Origin of the sequence: Shimia sp. FJ5, assembly GCF_032918335.1 — a bacterium.
Classification (GTDB): Bacteria; Pseudomonadota; Alphaproteobacteria; order Rhodobacterales; family Rhodobacteraceae; genus Shimia; species Shimia aestuarii_A.
The window spans coordinates 94,884-113,691 of the sequence record NZ_JAWJUV010000004.1; the positions used below are offsets into that span (position 1 = coordinate 94,884).

General features: G+C 55.8%; 23 protein-coding genes and 2 pseudogenes. 14 read left to right on the forward strand and 11 right to left on the reverse strand.

Annotated elements, in window-relative coordinates:
* Positions 1–1,105: 1,105 nt before the first annotated feature.
* From R1W01_RS13405 to R1W01_RS13415, 3 genes and pseudogenes are all read left to right on the forward strand, one after another.
* Entirely contained in the window at positions 1,106–1,987 is an 882-nt protein-coding gene (locus R1W01_RS13405) for an ArdC family protein (RefSeq protein WP_317275257.1), read from the forward strand.
* A gap of 32 nt (positions 1,988–2,019) precedes the next feature.
* On the forward strand, positions 2,020–2,265 hold the full coding sequence (locus tag R1W01_RS13410) for a hypothetical protein (RefSeq protein WP_317275258.1): 246 nt from the start codon (positions 2,020–2,022) through the stop codon (positions 2,263–2,265).
* Between the two features lie 441 nt (positions 2,266–2,706).
* Positions 2,707–2,937, forward strand: a pseudogene (locus R1W01_RS13415) (Si-specific NAD(P)(+) transhydrogenase); the annotation flags it as partial.
* A 1,257-nt stretch (positions 2,938–4,194) separates the two neighbouring features.
* Here the strand turns inward: R1W01_RS13415 and R1W01_RS13420 are convergent.
* The 4 genes from R1W01_RS13420 to R1W01_RS13435 form a co-directional block, all read right to left on the reverse strand.
* Complete coding sequence (locus R1W01_RS13420; RefSeq protein WP_317275259.1) at positions 4,195–4,581, reverse strand: hypothetical protein; 387 nt, start codon at positions 4,579–4,581, stop codon at positions 4,195–4,197.
* Between the two features lie 237 nt (positions 4,582–4,818).
* A complete protein-coding gene (locus R1W01_RS13425; protein WP_317275260.1) occupies positions 4,819–5,154 on the reverse strand; it encodes a hypothetical protein in 336 nt (111 codons plus the stop codon).
* A gap of 75 nt (positions 5,155–5,229) precedes the next feature.
* Positions 5,230–5,982, reverse strand: a complete 753-nt coding sequence (locus R1W01_RS13430) for a hypothetical protein (RefSeq protein WP_317275261.1) — start codon at positions 5,980–5,982, stop codon at positions 5,230–5,232.
* Between the two features lie 237 nt (positions 5,983–6,219).
* Positions 6,220–6,741: a hypothetical protein gene (locus R1W01_RS13435; protein WP_317275262.1), complete on the reverse strand. Its 522-nt coding sequence runs from the start codon at positions 6,739–6,741 to the stop codon at positions 6,220–6,222.
* A 151-nt stretch (positions 6,742–6,892) separates the two neighbouring features.
* Here R1W01_RS13435 and R1W01_RS13440 point away from each other — a divergent pair, with 151 nt between their 5' ends.
* The 5 genes from R1W01_RS13440 to R1W01_RS13460 are packed head-to-tail and all read left to right on the forward strand — an operon-like array spanning position 6,893 to position 9,078.
* Positions 6,893–7,204, forward strand: a complete 312-nt coding sequence (locus R1W01_RS13440) for a plasmid mobilization protein (RefSeq protein WP_317275263.1) — start codon at positions 6,893–6,895, stop codon at positions 7,202–7,204.
* A gap of 2 nt (positions 7,205–7,206) precedes the next feature.
* On the forward strand, positions 7,207–7,365 hold the full coding sequence (locus tag R1W01_RS13445; RefSeq protein ID WP_317275264.1) for a hypothetical protein: 159 nt from the start codon (positions 7,207–7,209) through the stop codon (positions 7,363–7,365).
* Entirely contained in the window at positions 7,362–8,264 is a 903-nt protein-coding gene (locus R1W01_RS13450) for a relaxase/mobilization nuclease domain-containing protein (protein ID WP_317275265.1), read from the forward strand. The genes R1W01_RS13445 and R1W01_RS13450 overlap by 4 nt, the downstream gene beginning before the upstream one ends.
* Positions 8,265–8,275: 11 nt before the next feature.
* Positions 8,276–8,677 (forward strand): hypothetical protein, encoded by a 402-nt coding sequence (locus R1W01_RS13455; protein ID WP_317275266.1) that lies wholly within the window; start codon positions 8,276–8,278, stop codon positions 8,675–8,677.
* Between the two features lie 11 nt (positions 8,678–8,688).
* Entirely contained in the window at positions 8,689–9,078 is a 390-nt protein-coding gene (locus R1W01_RS13460; protein WP_317275267.1) for a hypothetical protein, read from the forward strand.
* Positions 9,079–9,625: 547 nt separating this feature from the next.
* On the opposite strand, the gene R1W01_RS13465 is transcribed toward R1W01_RS13460, so the two are convergent.
* Positions 9,626–10,048, reverse strand: coding sequence for a hypothetical protein (locus R1W01_RS13465; protein WP_317275268.1), 423 nt, complete (start codon positions 10,046–10,048; stop codon positions 9,626–9,628).
* A gap of 140 nt (positions 10,049–10,188) precedes the next feature.
* Between R1W01_RS13465 and R1W01_RS13470 the strand changes: the two genes are divergently transcribed.
* Complete coding sequence (locus R1W01_RS13470) at positions 10,189–10,896, forward strand: IS6 family transposase (protein WP_058242990.1); 708 nt, start codon at positions 10,189–10,191, stop codon at positions 10,894–10,896.
* Positions 10,897–10,958: 62 nt separating this feature from the next.
* Here the strand turns inward: R1W01_RS13470 and R1W01_RS13475 are convergent, their stop codons facing one another.
* Both R1W01_RS13475 and R1W01_RS13480 read right to left on the reverse strand, forming a co-directional pair.
* Positions 10,959–11,183, reverse strand: a complete 225-nt coding sequence (locus tag R1W01_RS13475) for a GDCCVxC domain-containing (seleno)protein (protein ID WP_317275269.1) — start codon at positions 11,181–11,183, stop codon at positions 10,959–10,961.
* Between the two features lie 51 nt (positions 11,184–11,234).
* Complete coding sequence (locus tag R1W01_RS13480; protein WP_317275270.1) at positions 11,235–11,618, reverse strand: hypothetical protein; 384 nt, start codon at positions 11,616–11,618, stop codon at positions 11,235–11,237.
* Between the two features lie 53 nt (positions 11,619–11,671).
* On the opposite strand from R1W01_RS13480, the gene R1W01_RS13485 reads away from it, so the two are divergent.
* Positions 11,672–12,061 (forward strand): MerR family transcriptional regulator, encoded by a 390-nt coding sequence (locus R1W01_RS13485; protein ID WP_317275271.1) that lies wholly within the window; start codon positions 11,672–11,674, stop codon positions 12,059–12,061.
* A 277-nt stretch (positions 12,062–12,338) separates the two neighbouring features.
* Here R1W01_RS13485 and R1W01_RS13490 read toward each other — a convergent pair whose 3' ends face one another.
* Positions 12,339–13,190 carry a cation diffusion facilitator family transporter gene (locus tag R1W01_RS13490; protein ID WP_007803328.1) on the reverse strand — a complete coding sequence of 284 codons (852 nt, stop codon included), beginning with the start codon at positions 13,188–13,190 and terminating at the stop codon, positions 12,339–12,341.
* Between the two features lie 63 nt (positions 13,191–13,253).
* Here R1W01_RS13490 and R1W01_RS13495 point away from each other — a divergent pair, with 63 nt between their 5' ends.
* Positions 13,254–13,604, forward strand: coding sequence for an ArsR/SmtB family transcription factor (locus tag R1W01_RS13495; RefSeq protein ID WP_007803330.1), 351 nt, complete (start codon positions 13,254–13,256; stop codon positions 13,602–13,604).
* Between the two features lie 113 nt (positions 13,605–13,717).
* Complete coding sequence (locus tag R1W01_RS13500) at positions 13,718–14,422, forward strand: IS6 family transposase (protein WP_317275272.1); 705 nt, start codon at positions 13,718–13,720, stop codon at positions 14,420–14,422.
* 54 nt (positions 14,423–14,476) lie between these two features.
* On the opposite strand, the pseudogene R1W01_RS13505 reads toward R1W01_RS13500, so the two are convergent.
* The 3 genes and pseudogenes from R1W01_RS13505 to R1W01_RS13515 form a co-directional block, all read right to left on the reverse strand.
* Positions 14,477–14,680 (reverse strand): annotated as a pseudogene (locus R1W01_RS13505) (CoA transferase); the annotation flags it as partial.
* Entirely contained in the window at positions 14,677–15,099 is a 423-nt protein-coding gene (locus tag R1W01_RS13510) for a PaaI family thioesterase (RefSeq protein ID WP_317275273.1), read from the reverse strand. The pseudogene R1W01_RS13505 and the gene R1W01_RS13510, both read right to left, overlap by 4 nt.
* A 3-nt stretch (positions 15,100–15,102) precedes the next feature.
* Entirely contained in the window at positions 15,103–15,888 is a 786-nt protein-coding gene (locus R1W01_RS13515; RefSeq protein ID WP_317275274.1) for an IclR family transcriptional regulator, read from the reverse strand.
* Positions 15,889–16,038: 150 nt separating this feature from the next.
* On the opposite strand from R1W01_RS13515, the gene R1W01_RS13520 reads away from it, so the two are divergent.
* Both R1W01_RS13520 and R1W01_RS13525 read left to right on the forward strand, forming a co-directional pair.
* Entirely contained in the window at positions 16,039–17,598 is a 1,560-nt protein-coding gene (locus tag R1W01_RS13520) for an acyl-CoA synthetase (protein WP_317275275.1), read from the forward strand.
* Positions 17,599–17,635: 37 nt separating this feature from the next.
* Complete coding sequence (locus R1W01_RS13525; RefSeq protein WP_317275276.1) at positions 17,636–18,772, forward strand: MaoC family dehydratase N-terminal domain-containing protein; 1,137 nt, start codon at positions 17,636–17,638, stop codon at positions 18,770–18,772.
* Positions 18,773–18,808 lie beyond the last annotated feature (36 nt).

Here is an 18,808-nt window from a genome sequence, read left to right on the forward strand (position 1 = left end):
TGCCATGTAACGACATGCTGTTTTGGAAGCACCCTAACCCCGAGATCCCACCTTCGCCAGTCGGTTGTGATCGGTGTGGCCCTCGAAGCACGTCGTGACGGCATGCGTGGCTTGTGCCGTGTCGCCAGGGAGGGTGCGCCCTGTGATCCCAGTGCGGAGATGTCGAAGTGCCGGTGGTAGAGTGCTGACATATCCACCGCGTGACCAAGGCGGTGGCTGAGCTGCGGATGCACAGCCAAGTAGGCACCTTGCCAGTTGGTGTGCTCACCAAAGGTTTCGCGGCGTTTTGTGCATACTTGCAGTTTTCTACACGTGCTTGGATGTACTTCGTTTGTTGCCTTCCCAGACCCCGATGTTTTTTCTTCAATGCTCCGTGTTCGTTGGTTGGGGTTGGAAACGGCTGTGACGGGTTCTGTGACGCCAGCGTAGCGCGTCACGGGTTCTGTCACGACGGATTCCAACCCCAACCAGCGAACACTTCGGAGAGAGGTTTGGCATGCTGCCAAGCCTCTCTCCATTCATATTGCCAAATGAAGCCAAATCTCTTTCTAAAGGGGACCCTTCTGCAATCAATCCGTCGTGACAGAACCCGTGACATTTCATGTCACAGAACCCGTCACAGCCGTTTGATTGCAGACGAGCGTAACGCCGCTCGACCACTGTTACTTAGAAAAAATAATATGGGTGGAAGCTACGAAAACTACCGTAGTTTTCTATTCTGATGTTCCATGCAGAGACCAAACGATAAGAGAAAATGCAGTTTGATGTAGCTTGCGTAGTGAGCATTACAATGCGCTGAAAATTAAAGATTTTATGGCTATGCTTGGGCCGTAGCTACCAAGTAGCATGCTGTAGTTCTTCGAGAAAACAAGTCAGGGGACCGCCGGTCCCCCACCTCAACCGGAAAATACTGCGTATCCTGCGGGACCGTGTCCTCGGCTGCGCCTGCGGGCCGCACCACTCCCTTGTCCACTTGATTTTCCAATTGCGGCGGTTCCCCCCCTGCTCTCGCCGAGGGGCAGGGTTTCAGGAGAGGGCCGCGTTCGCGGACCTCGCCAGAAGCCCCAGCCCAATTCTGGAAGGGGCCAACCGAGGGAGGCCACAAATGGCTAAACAATTCGATATTCAACAACACGTCACAGATTCAATCATCGAAGCGATGGAAGCGGGAACGCCCCCTTGGCGTCAGCCGTGGACAGGGAGCAAAGCTGGGGCAGCGTTCCCCCTGAGGGCCAACGGGCAGGCGTACCGGGGTATCAACACGCTGATGCTCTGGCTGGTCGCAGGGAAGAATGGGTATGCAAGCCCGTATTGGCTCACATTCAAACAGGCCAAGGGCGCAGGCGGCGTGGTCCGCCGTGGTGAGAAATCCGCTTCCGTTGTCTATTACAACACACTGCAAAAAGAGGACGATGTGACTGGGGAGGAGATCACGGTTCCTTACATGCGCGGCTATCGGGTTTTCAATGCCGATCAGATCGACGGACTACCGGACGAATATTACCGCCCCACCATCATCGAGGCCCGAGACCTCGGAACCGAAGCCAACCCCGAGCTTGACGCCTTCTTTGTTTCGACAGGGGCGCAGATCGAGACCACCGAAGCGCCGGAGGCGTTCTATCACCCTGCGCGTGACGTAATCCACATGCCTCCGGTCAACACCTTCCACGGAGCAGGCGACTACTATGCCACGCTGGCACATGAAACCATCCATTGGACCGGCCACGAGAGCCGCCTTGGCCGCCTTACGAAAGGGCGCGACCGCGAAGCCTACGCGCGGGAGGAGTTGGTCGCGGAGATTGGAGCATGCATGACCTGCCTTACCCTCGGGCTGACGCCTGATTTTGGGCAGAGCGGCGCATATGTCGAAGGATGGCTTAAAGCTCTCAGAGACGACAAGCGGTGGATTTTTACCGCCGCAAGCGCAGCACAGAAAGCCGTGGACTACATTGCTACCAACCCAATTTGCCATCGGGAGGCTGCATGAGCGGCCCTCACACTTTAGAAGGAGATAACAACATGGATGCGAACGAACTATCGATTGAGTGGAGCACGGAGTGCGCAGACACAATCAAGAAAATCTTGACCGGCGGCGGCGATCTAGAAATCCCCATCTGGGCGCGGATCGAAGCAGTATTTGAAGAAATCACGGAAGGTATGATTGCAGATCACGAGGATATATCTTTGATCGGAATGGAAGTGATTGTAGAGCGGTTGAGCTATCCGCCCGAGAGCCGAAAAATGCACGCGCTCCACGTCGTTTAAGCTTACCAAAGCCCCGCTCCGGCGGGGCTTTCAGATACATTAGGAGGTTATCCTCTATCGTTTCGATTCGTCGTGACAGAACCCGTGACGCGCTCCGCTTGCGTCACCGAACCCGTCACAGCCGTTTGAGCAAGGGGCAAGCCCCCTGCACCCCCCGAGCATTGATAAAAGGACATAGAAGGACAAGTTCAGTGGGGGAGGATCAGGGCTTCTTGAGGGGGAACTTATGAAACGCCCATGTGAAAGGAGGGCGGAAAGTGTGAATTCGCTGCGCTTGCAACGGCACACTGTCAAACACATGAAAGCGGCCATTCAGGGCTTAGGTTCAACGCCCTGCCATGCTGCACCATCCACTAAGGTCAGCAATGCAAAAACGGCATGAGCCTGCGCCTCGGCTCTGCCATCACAAAGGTTGAAGACGCGAACGATCATGTCGAGGTCAGCCTCGAGAACGGCCGCTTCCTCGGCGTGCAAATCGTCGGCGAAGGCGCGACCGAACTCATCCACATCGCCCAAGCCGTTTTGAACCTCAAAGGTACCGTAGATTACTTCGTCGAGAACACCTTCAATTACCCCACGCTGGCCGAAGCCTACCGCATCGCCGGGCTAGATGCCATCAACCGGATGCCGATCCAGGAGGAATACAAGCTGAAGGGCAAGAAGAAGGGGTGAGAGGGGCTCTGGACAAACGCTTCGACTTCGCCCGGCCCAGATGGCCGCAACCGGCCTAGCGGCACACTATTGTATAAGTTTGTGACACTCTATAAGCCGCGCTTCCTGTTGCCAAAAACATATAGAATGAAGACGAGGGCTCGGATCGGTCAATGATCCGATACCCATTTGGACAAACCGCCGAAGCTTGGAACGGCAACCCGAGAGGATGTTTGCCTGTTTCCACTTCCGAGGCCGTCGCTCGCAATTCTTTTTGTTGCGGAGGCTGGCCTTTGCGGCTGTCATGAGGGCCATATGAAAAAATCTTTGATCCTCTAATGAGGTAGGCCTGCTGCCCGTTCACAAAGCGGGTTTCAAAACTAGATGGATCAGGCGGGGCAACGCAGCCTGCCAAGATCGTTGCAGTTGCCACAGCCCACACAGCTAGGGCTCGGGATTTATCAACACATTCCCACATTCAACACTACTTTCTGATTATACTATGTTGCCAACTCGGCGCTTTGCGCCGCATACATCCAATTGCTGCTGCTTTCAACCGATAGTTCCAAGGCGCCCCCCTAGATGATGCTTGCGATTGGCTCGTACCTTACCGAGTACTCATTTCCGAGCTCTGTTTGAATACCCTTCAATATGGCGAGTGCTTCGGTCTCGAAGTTTTCGAAATCGTTCTTGGACCAAGGACTCGGGCCTCCGGGGTCTGCCCAGTCCAGCGCCCCGTCGTGCATCTTCACAAGCTCACCCAATTTTGCCTTTGTGTATGGGGACAAAGGGAGGGTCGCTTCTAAATTTGAGTAGCCACCGAAAGCGGATTGGGTTGCCTTGTTCATGCCCCATAAGCAAGGACCGCCCCATTCAAACATTAGTCGAACTTCAAACTACACCATGGATAGGGGAAGCCCTCGTTTGATTGCGTGGTAATTGTTGATATCGCCGAAGTGGAAAGGTCGTCAAAGTCGGCTTCGTCCGCACTGCCGACCTTAACCCGGTCATCGATGTGCAAGACAATACACGAATGGTCGTTCTGGTTAAGCTTCTCTGCAGCGAGGAAGGCGATCATGGATGGCCGGTATGGACCGTTCGATTTACTTTTCGAAGGTCGCGAACAGCGCGTTTAGAACGGGGTTCGTGACTGCGCCGAACGAGGTTCGTTGGCATCCATACACAGGCTACGCCACGCATCACAATGATCTGAAGCGCATTTACCTTGGATCAGTTCGACTCTTTGCTGTTAGGTTCTGAGAAAATTGTACCCAGCCCTTAGTATGCGATACCTTTCCAATTACCAGAAATACCCTGATCAATCGTTTCTTGCCGCTCCGCCTTGGATATTTTTGAACATTGATCTTTTCGCGCTGCTCCGGCTGGAACTCTTTCATAGGCGTCCTTTTTTGTTCGCGCGAAGATGCCCATAATATCTGTCTTGTCTTTATCAGTTAGTTTTTGTTTGGTGCCCGCAAAAACAATAAAGCTCTCCTGGAATTGTCCGATGCGTTTTGCACCACACATTTCAGAGAAGGCAGATACAATGGCTGCGCCAGCTGTATATCGAACTAGTTTTCTTTTTAGTTTCGCGTCAGCTGGCATTGCAGTTGCGATAACTACTGCAAAAGCGGATGCTGCGATTATTGCGGAACGGTGTACCATGGCCTACATCACTTAATAATTTGTTGTTGTTCTCTTAAGCAAAAGCAATTGTCTTTACAATCTCGAATGCTCGTTGCAGCGACCACACATCGTGTCAAAAGCGACCGTTTTTCGAGCCACTCGCCAAACTGGGCTTTGGCGCAGCCGCAGCGAAAGCTCACAAAGTCCCGCCTTGTGTGAGTTCACTCATACCCAGATCTCGCATGGGCGGCGAATGACCGGTAAGCGAAAATCGGATTAACGAGGCCATTCACCTGCCGAGTCTACAATTCGTTCAATCTCAACTTCGGATAGCCTTCTATGCTCGTCGGCATGGTCGTTCTTTCTCTGGATAAACCTCAGCGCAGCATATCGAGTGCCACCTCTTTGAAATATCCCTTCGACGTGTTCACGATAAAACTGATCCCAAAATGGCTTAGACTGCAGCTTGAGCTCTTTTATCTCGCCGTCATCCGCATAGCCAAAGTGATCCGTGAGGATTCTGTTTATCATCCCCTCCGGTATTTTCAGTGAGTCTGCTCTCTGAACAAAATCGAGCGGTGTTTCTCCGTCAATTGGTTCGATCTTTGTCATGATATGTCAGCTTTCGCGTTTGATCAGAGATGGTTGACGATGTTTCAGTCTGCACATCTCCGAATTGCCGCACAATCACATCGTGAAGAAATTCTCCGGAAACCAGCTTTTAACTTTCGCTCGTTTCAAACTGAAGACGTCGAATCTGTCAGCCACACAGTAGATGCTTTCCGTCAACGAAATTGCGATTCCACTGCCCAATTTAACTACACTAACATTATGGTCTGCATGTTGATTTCGTTCCAAGAATTGACCAACAACTCCAGCGTAAGGTCGACCCAAAAAGGTCGACCATCCGAGTTGCGGGATCGAAGCAGGTGTTCTTTGCCCTACAATCCAAGTCGGTTCTCTTGCATTCGAAAGGTCTTTCCTCAGGTGTGCATCGCGGTACAGATGCATAAATCCGTATTGAGCGTCCGTTAGTTCATACAAGCTCTCAGCAAATCCGCGCCAATCAACTGATTTGTGGGGTTTTGCGTAGAAAGATAGCGAAGCTGGCTGGTAGCGACCTTTCACGTTCTGGTGCTCATGCTTTATCTCTGCTTGGTATTTTGTGGTCAGATTGCGCCTCCAGCCAAGGCCAGCATGAAACTCAGACGTTGAACCGTTTACCTGGAGTTGGCCAACGCCTGCCCAATGAGGCCGCGCATCTTCCACATCCTTAAAATCAGCGACCTTGTCGTTCCAGACGCTTAGGAGTTGAGGAACCAACCTTTTGTCGTGCTCAGCAAAAAGCTCAAGTAACTGTTTGCCAAATTGCCAATCAACAGTTGGCTTTCCAATTTCCACATGGAAAACCAAAAGCTCCTTTGCAATGATGACACGCATTTGATTTCTGCTCACGTTGGTTCCGTGGTGGTTCTAGCCACATTTTCAAAAACGTTTGCATTTGTCACGAGCTTCAAAAACGGTCGTCTGTTGAAAATTACTTAGCGCCGGCCTTATCCCGCCATGCGGACCTTGGCGCCCCAGCTCATGCTGCACGATGCCACCGAAGGCCGGTTTCGGGAAGCTGCATCGCAGCGGTGACCATCCTGGCGAAAGTCGGCAAAGGGCCGGTTACGCTCATCGATCACATGGAGCTACTGTCGCTTTGATGAAGTCGAGAGTGCTTATTGCGATATGAAGCGGCATTATGAACAGGAACGCCGCCGAGGATATCAGACCTCCCTCGACCAGTTTAGACCTCCCGAGCTTCTTCATATCTCTAGATCGCTCTGGCAAATCTGACAACGCAAGCGAGACCGCAATTTCCGCATCAGACAACCCAAACCACTTTGCCCATGCGCTCTTTTCCCGGAACGCCGCCGCCTCCTCTTTGACATCCTGCTTTCGAGCTTCTGGGAGCTTGTGATATGCGATCAGTGCGCAACCTCGCCGTGTTGCAGCATATGCCGTCGCTACGTCCTCTGCGTCCTCGGAACTGATCCCAATCACTCGCCCGCGTACGACCACTTCATCGAAATCGTTTTCAGGAATCTTTCGGACATACACACGCAGTCCGGTGAAAAAAAACGCCACCGCGCTCATTCCAACACACACCATGAAACGCTGTATATTCATCGCTGTTTCCTGTTTTTCTTGCAATGTTAATCCTTTTAACATACAGTGAACAGAGTAAGAACAGCAAGCAATGTTTTGTATAAACAGAAGTTTAACAAAACGGCTGCGCCGGTCGCCTATGGCTCCGATAGTCGCCAACGGCTTCGATTTTCGGAAAGGTCCGAGGAGGTAGGAAATGCGCGAGAACGTTTTGGCAATCCGTCTCGATGATGATGAGTGGAATCGGATCGCAGACATGGCGGGATCAGTTTCCCTTCCCATGTCTAGCTATGTCCGATCATTTATCCTGACGCAGAGACCACCGAAACCCCGAGCCTCGGGCGTGACAGTCGAAGCAGTTGCGGCGCTGAACCGCGTCGGTGCGTTGCTCAATCAAATCGCGAAGGTCGGCAACACATCGAAGGCTTTTTCGGCGGCTGAGGTCGGGCGGGTGACAGCCGCGCGAGAGCGCATTCTTGAAATTGCAACAGACCTTAAGGGGGATTGATCATGACAACCGAAACCGCCATGGCACGGACCATCACTCTCGTTTTCACCGGCATCATGATGTTCATGATTGGTGGTATTGTCAGAGGTCTGATCTACATCGCAGACGCACCGCGCCGCCGGGAGGCCCGGAACGCCACCACCGGGGACGAACCGAGATGATAGGCAAGACGCGGAAAGGCGACAACTTCGGCAGGCTCATCAGATATCTGACGAAAGAGGGGCGTGGGCGGCTTCTGGCGCTCCACAACCTCGCATCAGACAGCCCAGAGGCAGCGGTATCTGAAATGACCGTTGCGGCGGCGCAGAGCGCACGGACAACGCAACCTGTCATGCACATCTCAGTCAGCTACGCACAGGGAGAGCAGCCCACCCCGCAGCAGATGCGGGCGGATGCGCGGCGCATCCTGAAATCTTTGGGGTTGTCCGAAAATCAGGCCGTGGTCATCGCACATGATGACAAAGATCACCCGCATTTTCATATCGCTGTAAACCGGGTCGGGCCGGACGGTAAAACTGTTTCCGACAGCCAGAGCTATGCCCGGATTGAAGGCAGCCTGCGCCGGATCGAGGCGGAGCGAGGTTGGAACGCGGTGGAAGGCCGTAACGCTCCATCACCGGCTACGGGAGAGCCTATGCGCGGACATAGGCGCAGCCGGGAACCATACGAACCGGACGTGCCGGAACGTGTCCGTCAGGCGCTCCTGACTGCCACAAGCTGGAAGGAGCTTCATAGGGAGATCAGGTCCGCAGGGTGGACCTTCGAGATCGTACAAAAGGGCAAAGGGTCCGGCGCACTGATAACCGGCCCTGACGGTCAGAAGGTGGGCGCGGGGCGGATCGACCGAACGGCAACATTGACACAACTGAGGCGACGGCTTGGCCGAGACCCCGAAGCGGTCAGGGAAGCCCGGATGCGGGCCGCGCGGCGGGAACTTAACAGAGCGGCGGGCTTGGCCGCGAAAGCCGCCTTCGCGCCATTTCTCGCCCCCGTTCTCCAATCGCAACACCGCCCACTGCGTAGGCCGAGGCGAGGTCTTCGCGCACCGGGGCTTCGATAAAGGATCATCCCATGGCACGGATCAAGAAGCCCGCGCTTCACGAGAATGAGACGGATTTACCACCGTCAGACGATATCCGCCGGTTCATCGTCTACGCCGGTGATCTGATCGAAGCGCAGCAGCGCGTCACAGATGAACTGACCGCCGCGCGGGAAGCTCTCATCGAGGTATCCAAGGGATATCAAAGAACCTCACGCGCCATCGCCACGCGCGAGACCGAAGGCGTCACCGTCCGCATCGGGAGCGATATCGACAAAGCCCGCCAGCACATCGCGCAGGCACTCACGGAGCCACTGGCGCGGGCTGAGGCTATCGCACGAGAAACCCGGATCACGGCGTTTCTCTCCGGCCTCACCGGCGCTGCCATCGGCGCGGGTGGCATTTCCGTCTTACTTATTCTTGATCTGATTTAAAGGAGATCATCATGCGAAATACATATGCCGTCCGCCAGTTTCTCGACGCCGCCGCCGTTGCCCGAGATCCACTCGACGCAACCGCCTGCCGCCGTGCGGCAGCCTGGCTCAGATGGTGCGATGGATATGGGGCAACTCTGGCCCAAGGTGAAGCTGAACGCATCGCCCAGGGCGGAGCCTTGGGCGATTGCGCACGTCAGATCATCCGTCGCCTCGCCGAGGAGTTCCCCGCGCCGGTAGAGGATGCAGGCCTCACGTATCTGGACGATGACGAAGGAGGCGGATGGATGCAGAATATCCCCAAGGCTCCCGGAGCAGCGCGAACAGCGCGGGGAAGGGAGGCGGAGGACGAAAGGCCCGAAGTTCACAGCCCCTTCGGAGACATGGAACCGGGCCTTTAAAACGAGAAAACCGGGTCGTTAGACCCGGCCTCCCATTCCGCCTGCTCGGCGGGTAACAACAAGGATCAATCGAAACCGATCTTTGTAAAAGCGTTAGATTTCTCTATGCCGCTTGTAATCTCTAAGCCGCCTGTGCGGCGGGGGACGAGATGATCAAGCAATTTGTTGCCCTCACGATCATATACCTATGTCACTATAATTCGGGTTCAAGAGAAAATCTGAAAAAACTTATGCAGTTTCTTCATCCCGCATTCTCATGAAAGTTTTGCGGGAAGCCGAACTGCCGCGCTAGAGACATCACAGTCATGACGTCCTCGCAATTCCCCCTGTCGAGCGAATAGAATACATGCGACAGACGCACTGGTTTATCGCAGATCGCATCTCTCATGATTTTCGTAGACCCCGCGTGGGGGTGCTCCTCAATATGCGCAGTCAGTCGCGCGAGTGCAGCATTGTATTGTTCGTGTGACATAGTCTCACCTTTATATCTCGTTTCAGTTTCCAATTTCTGAATTAGACGCAATTCGAAATCGTACAAGAGAACGTGTCACTTTTTTCTCTCCGGGTTATTGGAAGAACCTTTTCCCTCTGACGTATCTGAGATCGAGGACTTCTGCATCGCACCCCCGGTAGCATGCTTCCCCATTGGAACTCCCGCGCCGGGGCGCACCGGGGCGATGGCATACGTATTAGAGACGACTTGATCTCTGTCACCCATCCATCTCAGAACTCGCGTCGGGAGTTCTGTAATCAAGCTGAAAGACCGTTCAAGAAGAACGATATAGATCAGCGACATCAGCACCGCGTAGCCGATGATCGCGACAAATCCGAACGTAAAATCGCCGCCGATGACGCCTTCCACCGCATAGAAAAATCCTGCGGATAGAAGAGCATCAGAGACCCGGAAAATCACCATGCCAGCGATAAACCCGAAGATCATCAACATTGGTGTGAACGCCAGCGTCAGCATCAAGAGCCACCCACTCCGGCCAGCCTCTCCGCTGATCCCTTCTCCATCCATTCGCATGTGAGACAGCGCAAAAAGATTGATCGGGTGATGTCAGAAGAAACCAACTTGAGGCGGGCAGGGCGGTCACATAGCGTCGAGGGATGACAAAACGCTCCCCTTTTCGCTATTTCAAAACCAGCCCAGAGATCATCCGGCTGGCGGTAATGATGTACGTCCGATTTCCGCTTTCGCTGCGGAACGTGGAAGATCTCCTTCACGAGCGGGGTATCGACGTCAGCCACGAAACCATCCGGTTTTGGTGGAACAGATTTGGCCCGCTGTTCGCATCTGAGATACGTAAGCGCCGAGTTTATCAAATGCGATCTCACTCCAACTGGCGATGGCATCTGGATGAGGTTTTCGTGAAGATCAACGGTGAGCAACACTATCTATGGCGGGCTGTCGATCATGAAGGTGAGGTGCTGGAAAGCTATGTCACGAAGCGCCGAGATCGTGCCGCAGCCTATAAATTCTTGAGAAAAGCGATGAAACGCTACGGCCATCCCGAGGTCGTAGTCACTGACAAGTTACGTTCATATGGCGCTGCGATGAAAGTTATCGGGAATGCGTCCAGGCAGGAAACGGGACGCTGGAAGAACAACCGAGCCGAGAATTCCCATTTGCCGTTTCGACGACGAGAACGCGCGATGCACCGTTTTCGCCGGATGCGAAGTTTACAGAAATTTGTCTCCATTCACGCATCCGTTTTCAACCACTTCAATCAGGAGCGCAGTCTTTCAAAACGAGATCATTTCAAGCTGAACCGCGCCGCCGCTCTTGCCGAGTGGCGGATTCTCTGCGCGACATAAAGGTTAGAGCTACTGGCCCAGTAGAGACGAGTTCGAATTGGTCTGACACCACCCAACGGCAGCTATGCGCAGCAGGACTTGCCTTCCTGTATCGGGGGGCACGGCACAGTCGCGTAAGAACAATAGACGCAGCAATCTCCTTCAAGCGGTTTCAAAACCGTGTGGCAGGACTTGCATTCATAGAACCACTGGCACGCATCGGTCGGCATAGTCTCCTCCGCAACGTGACCGCATTCGGGGCATGTGATTGTGGATTGAAGGTTCACTTTATTTGTTTGTGTCGCCATTGCGTGTATCCCATGAGTGGTAGAAATCCTGAAAGTATCGGCATCAGGCTCTCATCGATGTTGTCTAAGTAAAGCAAACATCGCTCTCGCCGCGTCTTCTTCCCAGAGTGGGGAGCTGGCGGCAAGAACAAAGGTCAGCGTTGTGAAGCCAAGAATGACAACGGTTGAACGTCTGCGACTCGCGCATTTCCAACGCCCCCAGAGGCGAACCCATCCCCAAGCCAGCACCAATCCCACGACAACCAGTAACTCGACCCGATACTCGACAAATGGCCCGAGAATGACAAGCCACGTTCCACCCAACCCTATGATTGAAAGACCAATTGGCAAAACGCAGCATGATGCGCTAAGCAAAGCAAGGAAGCCAGCGCCGCCAATCAGTAACCTGTTCGGCCCTTTGGCATCATCTTCAAGATTTTCAAAATTCGACATCATGCGAGAAGTTATGCATCCTGTAGCCACTACAGAAGCAAGTGGAGTTCGATCACATGATTGCGATTGGTGAGGCATCCCGCCTTAGTGGCGTCTCAATAGAGACGATCCGCTACTATGAGCGTGAGGGGATCATATCTACAGCAGGAAGGACCGCGTCTGGGCGGCGAACCTATACAGATGCTGAAATATCTGAACTCCGGTTTATCAAGCGGTGCCGTGATTTGGGGTTCTCAATAAGCGACGCCGTTGCGCTCCGCCATTTGGCTGATGCTCCATCAGACGCGTGTGAGACGGTCGAGCAACTTGGACGCAAGCATCTATTGAATGTGCAGGCGAAGCTGGCAGAGCTTCGACAGCTTGAGAGTGCTTTGGCTGAACTGGTCGCAAACTGTGCGATAGGGCAAAGCGATTGCCCGATGCTGGATGCGTTGAGAGCGCGCTAGTTTGAAAGCCGACATTAGCGCAGCCGCAGCAAAACGGCGCTTCGTCCGCATCTTACTAATTCGCAACCCGTGCGGTGAAGGTCAGCTATCACAGATCTAGGGCAAGCGTCGTGGGTCCGCTCTGGGCTGACAGCTGGCGTTGCGAACGCTCCGAAGGCGGTTCACTCGCCATGAACTTGGCGCCGCGTCGCCGCAAGTCGGCTTTGAGCCCAGACTCACCGATGCTGCGGGGCGCGCGAATGTCGGCTTTCGTTCGGCGCGTCGCACCATGATGGAGTTAGTCAGCTTCCACCAAGTCACTCCGGGCATCGCGGATGATCATCCACGACGAATGCAGGAAAAGCCCCGCGATCGCGAACGCGACGATCAGGTCGGGCCATGCACTGCCAAGCCACGCGACCAGCCCGGCGGCGATGACCACGGCGAGGTTGCCGATGGCGTCGTTGCGAGAGAACAGCCAGACGGCTCGCATATTGGCATCACCCTTGCGGTGCTTTAGCAGCGGCAGCACCGCGAGGATGTTTACGATCAGCGCACCTACCGCGAAGGCTCCCATCAACCCGGCTTCTGGCGTGGTCTGGTTGAGGACACGCCAGAGCGTGCTGCCGACAACGCCAAGGCCCAGAAGGCCCAGAAACACGCCTTGGATCATCGCCGACCGCGCCCGCCATGTCAGGCTCCAGCCGATGGCGAGCAGGCCCAGAAACGTGATCGCACCATCGCCCAGAAAATCGAGCGCGTCTGCCTTCAGCGCCTGCGAACCGGACAGGAACCCGCCGAACATTTCGACCACGCCGTATCCGAGATTGAGCGCGACCACGATCCAGAGCGCGCGGCGATAGCTCGGGTCCTTGTAGGCCGGATCGGACGATGTATCGCCGTCCTCGATCTTCTCGAAACCGTAGCCGGTCGCGTCGAGCGCGGGCCGCACTTTCGGCAGATCGCCGTCCGCGATCCGCAATGTCATGATGTGGGTGGCGGCGGACACTTTCACGTCGCCTTCGGCCACGCCCGCAGACCGGGCCGCGCGCTCGATCTCGGCGGCATCTTTCGCGCAGTCCATGCCTTGCACCCGCATTCGGATCGGGGAGGAGGCTGTCGCCAACTTGCTGTTATCGGGCTGGCTCATGTGCGATCCTTTTTGTGGTGGCGGGCGAAAAGGTACGCTGCTAACGTATCAGTGGATAATGATATGACAGCGCAAAACATTCAAGACGATCTTTCGGCACCCGATACACTGGAACTGCGGGCAAAGCTCTTCCGGGGCCTAAGCGATCCCAGCCGTCTGACGATCCTCGATGCGCTGGTGTCGGACGAACGCAACGTGCAGGAAATCGTCGGGCATACGGGTTTGGGTCAGCCCAACGTCTCGAACCATCTGCGCTGTCTGCTGGAATGCGGGCTGGTCAGTCGCCGCAGCAAAGGCCGCTTCGTTCGGTATCGTCTGGCGGACAGGCGGGTCGCCGATCTCATCCGTGATGCAGATCAGCTACTTGCCTCGACAGCCAACGGAGTTGATGCCTGCCAAAGCTATACGGACTAACCGGCGCGACCTGCTGCAATGTCCTATCGGTGCGCCAAACCTGAAGCAGCCATCTGGGTATTGTCAAAGGAAACAGGGTTGAGGCGGGGAGGGCGGTTTTGTAGCTTCATGTTATGACACAACGCAGCCCCTTCCGTTACTTTAAAACCAGTCCGGAGATCATCCGCCTGGCCGTGATGCTCTATGTTCGGTTTCAGTTGTCGCTTCGAAATGTCGAAGACCTGCTGCATGAACGAGGTATCGATGTCAGTCATGAATCTGTTCGATACTGGTGGCATCGATTTGGTCCGATATTCGCCGCTGAGATTAAAAAGCGTCGTGTGAGCGGGATGAAATCCAGCCGATGGCGGTGGCACCTTGACGAGATGTTCGTAAAGATTAACGGTGAAAGGCACTACCTGTGGCGAGCGGTGGATCACGAAGGCGAAATACTGGAAAGCTACGTGACTAAGACGCGTGATAAGAAGGCGGCACTGAAGTTCCTCAAGAAAGCAATGTGCAAGCACGGTCGCCCGGAGCTTATTGTCACGGATCGGTTGCGTTCATACGGCGCCGCGCTGAAGGAGCTTGGCAATGCAGATCGTCAAGAAGCTGGCCGCTGGCTAAATAATCGCGCTGAGAATTCGCACTTGCCGTTCCGAAGGCGGGAACGGGCGATGCTGCGCTTTCGACGGCTACGAAGTTTGCAGAAATTCGTAGCCATACATGCCTCAGTCTATAACCTATTCAACGTGGAACGCAGCCTTTCCTCCAGATCAAATTACAAGCTCAACCGCACCGCCGCTCTTGCTGAGTGGCGAGGACTTTTTGCGGGGTAAGCCTGTCGCTATTTGTGCAAACGGAGACTAGTTCGCATTGGTCTGACACCACCCGATGTAGTAGTGGCTCAGCGGTCCCTTGAAGGGGGGGAAGTTGCGGGTTTCGTCCCCGGTGCCGATCGGTTCGACCTTGACCACTTCTGCGCCGAGATCGGCAAGGACCATGCTCGCATAGGGGCCGGACAGGATTCGTGAGAAATCGAGCACTTTGATCCCGGCGAGCGGGCCGGTTCTGGTGGGGGTGGTGTTGGTCGTCATGTCTTTTCCTTCTTCGCAACAATTTTCATGACCGCGGTCGCGGTGGCGACGAGGCGGTCATCAGCGTGTATCTCGGCATCCATGAACAGCATGGAGCGTGTCCCGTGGCGCAGGGTCGTGCGCGCTTTGAGCAGATCGCCTGCGCGCGCGGGGGTCACGAAACGCGTATCCATTTGCAGGGTCACGGTCGGTTGGCGGTCGGCGGCGTTCCAGGCCTCGATGGCAATGGCTTGGTCGAGAAGGCTTGCCAAGACGCCACCATGCACCGTCCCGATCGCGTTGCAGTGGGAGGCGTCTGTCTGCAAACTGTAGAGCGTATGTCCATCGACGGCGTTGGTCCTTAGCACCGGGCCGATGCCATCCATGAAAGGGCCGGCCTTGAGGCGTTTCCAGTCGGGGAATGCGTTGCGGTCGGACACGCTTTAGCCTCCTATTTCTATTTGCATGGCTTCGATCTTGTCGCGCAGCTTCAACAAGGACTTGGCCAAGGCGCCCACCTGTTTGTCATCCATGCGCTCGGAAATGCCGATGGCAACGAGAGAGCGGATCATCTGGCCAGCGGCATTGAAGACGGGCACGGCGACGACCGTCACACCGGAGATATAGCTTCCCCTGTCGACCGCGTAGCCGCGCGCGCGGGTGGCCTCTACTTCTTCCAGCCATTCTTCGAAACTTGGCGGGTGGTCCCAGACGAGCTTGTCGAAACCGCTTTGCAACGCGTCGGCATCAGAAACGTTGAAGGCGGCAAAGAGACGCCCTGTGGCGCTGATGAGGATGGGGAAGCGGCTTCCGAGATCGACCTGAAGGCGGAAGGGCAGGGTCGATTGCGAAAGTGCGATGACCACCATCTGCGAGGGTTCGGCCAATTGCGTGGCAATGGATGTGACGCCGAATTTCTCGGACAGCGCAGAAAGCAGCGGCTGCACGAGGGTCGAGAAAGTGTTCTTCTGAAGCGCCGAGCGGGCGAGGGGAAGGATGCCGATTCCAATCGAATAGCGCTTGGTGTTCGAATCAAAATCGACGAGCCCTTCGTCTTGCAAGACGCGCAAGATGTGTAGGCAGGTGCTCGGGACGAGATCCAGCTCGCGTGCGATCGGATTGACGCCGACGGGTTCGTCGGAACGCGCCAAAAACCTAAGAATTGCAATGGCTCGCGTGACGGCTGGCACCTGTCGCTTGTTCGTGGAGTCTGAAGATTTCGTCGCCATTTTCTACCTCTGTAACGCTTGATTTCATTGTCTATATACAATAATATTATCGTATTGACAATAACATATCCTGATCCCTACCGTTGTCAACGAACACGGGCAGGCCGCAATGGCGTGCTTGCCGGACGACGAAAAGGGAGAGGATTGGCGATGCAACGCCTGACGGATTTCACATCCTACGCTGACGCTCAGACGCACTATTCGAAGGAGGCGCTTTGGGCGCTCTTCGACGGGGACCGCGAGACTTTCAACATTGCGCATGAGTGCGTGGACCGGCACGCGATGGGCGACCACACGGCGCTTCGGATCGCGCATGCGTCGGGACGTGATGAGGTTATTTCCTTTGCCGAGCTGGCGAGCCGCTCTTCGCAGGTTGCGCACTACCTCGTGTCGCAAGGCGTTCAGAAGGGCGACCGCGTCGCGGTCATGATCGAGCCATCGCTGCCGTTCTATTGCGTGATGTTCGGGGCGATGAAGGCCGGAGCCGTGGCCGTGCCGATGTTCACCTTGTTCGGCCCGGATGGCATTCGTCTGCGGGTCGAGGACTGTAAACCCAAGATCCTGTTCACCAATGCCGAGAAGGCGCCCGAGGCCAAAGCCGGTGGCGCCGAGAACGTTGTCGTGGCGGATGCGGAGTTCCTTGACGGGCTTGACGGGTTTCCCGGCAAATTCGACTGGTCCACATCTGCGAATGACCTTGCGGTGCTGCAATACACCTCTGGCACAACGCGTCTGCTACCGGCGGCTGTGAAGCACAATCATCGCTCAATCGTGACGCTGATGGTTGCGGCGCTATATGCGACGGGCATTCGCCCCGGAGACCGGTTCTTCTGTCCGTCCTCGCCGGCGTGGGGGCATGGGTTCTGGCATGGCACTTTGGCGCCGCTGGCGCTTGGGGTGTCGACCGGCACCTTCTCGGGCAAGTTCGATCCTGCGCGTCTTTTGCAGGCGCTCAGTGATTTCAAGATCAGCAACCTGACGGCGGCGGCAACACACTACCGGATGATGCGCAATTCCGGCCGCGCTGAGGAGTTCACCTATCATTTCGACAAACTGTCCTTCACCGGCGAGCCCATCGACAGCGAGACCGCCGCCTATGTCGAGCGCGTGTTCGGTACCAAGGTGCGGTCGATGTATGGCACGACCGAGATCGGCGTCATCATCGCCAACTATCCGGGGGCGGATGATCTTGAGGTGCGTGACGGGGCGATGGGCAAGGCCGTGCCCGGCGTCGAAGTCGAGGTGCAGCGCGAGGATGGCACAGCCTGTGCGCCCGACGAGACCGGAGAGCTTATGGTCAAGAAGGGGGGCGAATGGTTCCCGACCAAAGACCTCGGACGGGTCGATGAAGACGGCTATTTTTATCACGGTGGCCGCGCGGACGATGTCATCATCTCAGCAGGCTGGACCATTGGCGCGGTCGAGGTCGAAGATGCGCTCTTGAGCCATCCGGCCGTTGCCGAGTGTGGTGTGATCGGGGCGCCGGACGAGCTGCGCGGGCAGGTCGTCAAGGCCTACATCATCCTGAAATCGGAAGAGGTCGAGGGGCTCAAGGAGAGCATTCAGGACCATGTCCGCTCCAAGCTCGCGCGCCACGAATATCCCCGCCAGATCGCATTCGTCACCGAACTGCCAAAGACACCGGCAGGCAAGGTGAACCGAAAAATCCTGAGAGATCAGCAAGCCAAACACCTGGAGCTCGCGGGCTAAGGCCGCGCTCCGAACTTATTCTAGGAGGAAAGACAAGATGAATGAAATGACACGGAAATTCCCGAAGATTACCGAGGAAGGCCTCGACGATCTTCGCAAGCGCATTGGCGTGAAAGTCGAGAAGACGGTCGAGCCGTGGTGCTATGAGGCGACACGCGACAATATCCGCCACTACGCACACGGTATCGGCGACGACAATCCGCTCTGGTGTGATCCCGAGTATGCCAAGACCACGAAATACGGCGACGTGATCGCGCTGCCGAGTTTCCTCTTTGCGACGAACCGCATCATTTCGGGCTATGTCGGCGGTCTGCCCGGCGTGCACGCCATGTGGTCGGGTGCGAATTGGAACTGGCACAAGACCATCACGCGCAACATGGAATTCCGCACCGAAGCCGTTCTGAAAGATCTGGTTGAGCATGAGACACGGTTCGCAGGCAAAGCGGTTCAGCAGATTTACCACGTCGATTTCTATGACGCGGCGACGGGCGATCTTGTCGCCGATGCCGATAGCTGGTGCTTCCGCACCGACCGTGACGCGGCGCGCGAGAACGGCACCAAATACACCGAGGCCAAGGAAAAGGGCCGCCGTGTCTGGACCGAAGAGGAACTGCAGGAATACTACAAGTATTACGAGCAGGAAGAGGTTCGTGGCGCCGAGACCCGCTATTGGGATGACGTGGCCGAGGGCACAGAGCTTCCGACCATGGTCAAAGGACCGATGACGGCAACGGGCTTTATCGCCTATGCGCAAGGCTGGGGCGGTCTCTATATCCGCGCCAACAAGCTCGCATGGCAGCTTCAGCAGAAACACCCAAGCGCTGGCCCGAAGAACCGCTACGGTATCCCGGATTGCCCGGAACGTGTTCACTGGGAAGAAGAGTTCGCTCTCGAAGTCGGCGCGCCCGGCGCGTATGACTACGGTCCCGAGCGGACGTCCTGGCTCACGCATCAGGTCACCAACTGGATGGGCGATGATGGGTTCCTGCGTCAGGCGAAATGCCAAGTGCGCCGGCACAACCCGGAAGGGGACATCATCCTGATCCACGGCACCGTCACGCGGAAGTTCGAAGAGAACGGTCGCTATCTGCTTGAGATTCAGCAGCGTGCTGAACAGCAGGACGGTGAGATGTCGGCAATCGGTTCTGCAATCGTCGAGTTGCCCAAGCGTTGAGCCTCGGGCGCTCGCGTCGACCAGAAGGGAGGCTGG

Coding starts and splice junctions, on each gene's coding strand:
- R1W01_RS13495 (WP_007803330.1), top strand. CDS start 13,254: ATGACAGCGCAAAACATTCAAGACGATCTTTCGGCACCCGATACACTG.
- R1W01_RS13440 (WP_317275263.1), top strand. CDS start 6,893: ATGCGCGAGAACGTTTTGGCAATCCGTCTCGATGATGATGAGTGGAAT.
- R1W01_RS13460 (WP_317275267.1), top strand. CDS start 8,689: ATGCGAAATACATATGCCGTCCGCCAGTTTCTCGACGCCGCCGCCGTT.
- R1W01_RS13520 (WP_317275275.1), top strand. CDS start 16,039: ATGCAACGCCTGACGGATTTCACATCCTACGCTGACGCTCAGACGCAC.
- R1W01_RS13470 (WP_058242990.1), top strand. CDS start 10,189: ATGACAAAACGCTCCCCTTTTCGCTATTTCAAAACCAGCCCAGAGATC.
- R1W01_RS13455 (WP_317275266.1), top strand. CDS start 8,276: ATGGCACGGATCAAGAAGCCCGCGCTTCACGAGAATGAGACGGATTTA.
- R1W01_RS13515 (WP_317275274.1), bottom strand. CDS start 15,888: ATGGCGACGAAATCTTCAGACTCCACGAACAAGCGACAGGTGCCAGCC.
- R1W01_RS13425 (WP_317275260.1), bottom strand. CDS start 5,154: ATGACAAAGATCGAACCAATTGACGGAGAAACACCGCTCGATTTTGTT.
- R1W01_RS13430 (WP_317275261.1), bottom strand. CDS start 5,982: ATGCGTGTCATCATTGCAAAGGAGCTTTTGGTTTTCCATGTGGAAATT.
- R1W01_RS13465 (WP_317275268.1), bottom strand. CDS start 10,048: ATGCTGACGCTGGCGTTCACACCAATGTTGATGATCTTCGGGTTTATC.
- R1W01_RS13420 (WP_317275259.1), bottom strand. CDS start 4,581: ATGGTACACCGTTCCGCAATAATCGCAGCATCCGCTTTTGCAGTAGTT.
- R1W01_RS13450 (WP_317275265.1), top strand. CDS start 7,362: ATGATAGGCAAGACGCGGAAAGGCGACAACTTCGGCAGGCTCATCAGA.
- R1W01_RS13480 (WP_317275270.1), bottom strand. CDS start 11,618: ATGATGTCGAATTTTGAAAATCTTGAAGATGATGCCAAAGGGCCGAAC.
- R1W01_RS13525 (WP_317275276.1), top strand. CDS start 17,636: ATGAATGAAATGACACGGAAATTCCCGAAGATTACCGAGGAAGGCCTC.
- R1W01_RS13445 (WP_317275264.1), top strand. CDS start 7,207: ATGACAACCGAAACCGCCATGGCACGGACCATCACTCTCGTTTTCACC.
- R1W01_RS13485 (WP_317275271.1), top strand. CDS start 11,672: ATGATTGCGATTGGTGAGGCATCCCGCCTTAGTGGCGTCTCAATAGAG.
- R1W01_RS13500 (WP_317275272.1), top strand. CDS start 13,718: ATGACACAACGCAGCCCCTTCCGTTACTTTAAAACCAGTCCGGAGATC.
- R1W01_RS13490 (WP_007803328.1), bottom strand. CDS start 13,190: ATGAGCCAGCCCGATAACAGCAAGTTGGCGACAGCCTCCTCCCCGATC.
- R1W01_RS13405 (WP_317275257.1), top strand. CDS start 1,106: ATGGCTAAACAATTCGATATTCAACAACACGTCACAGATTCAATCATC.
- R1W01_RS13475 (WP_317275269.1), bottom strand. CDS start 11,183: ATGGCGACACAAACAAATAAAGTGAACCTTCAATCCACAATCACATGC.
- R1W01_RS13410 (WP_317275258.1), top strand. CDS start 2,020: ATGGATGCGAACGAACTATCGATTGAGTGGAGCACGGAGTGCGCAGAC.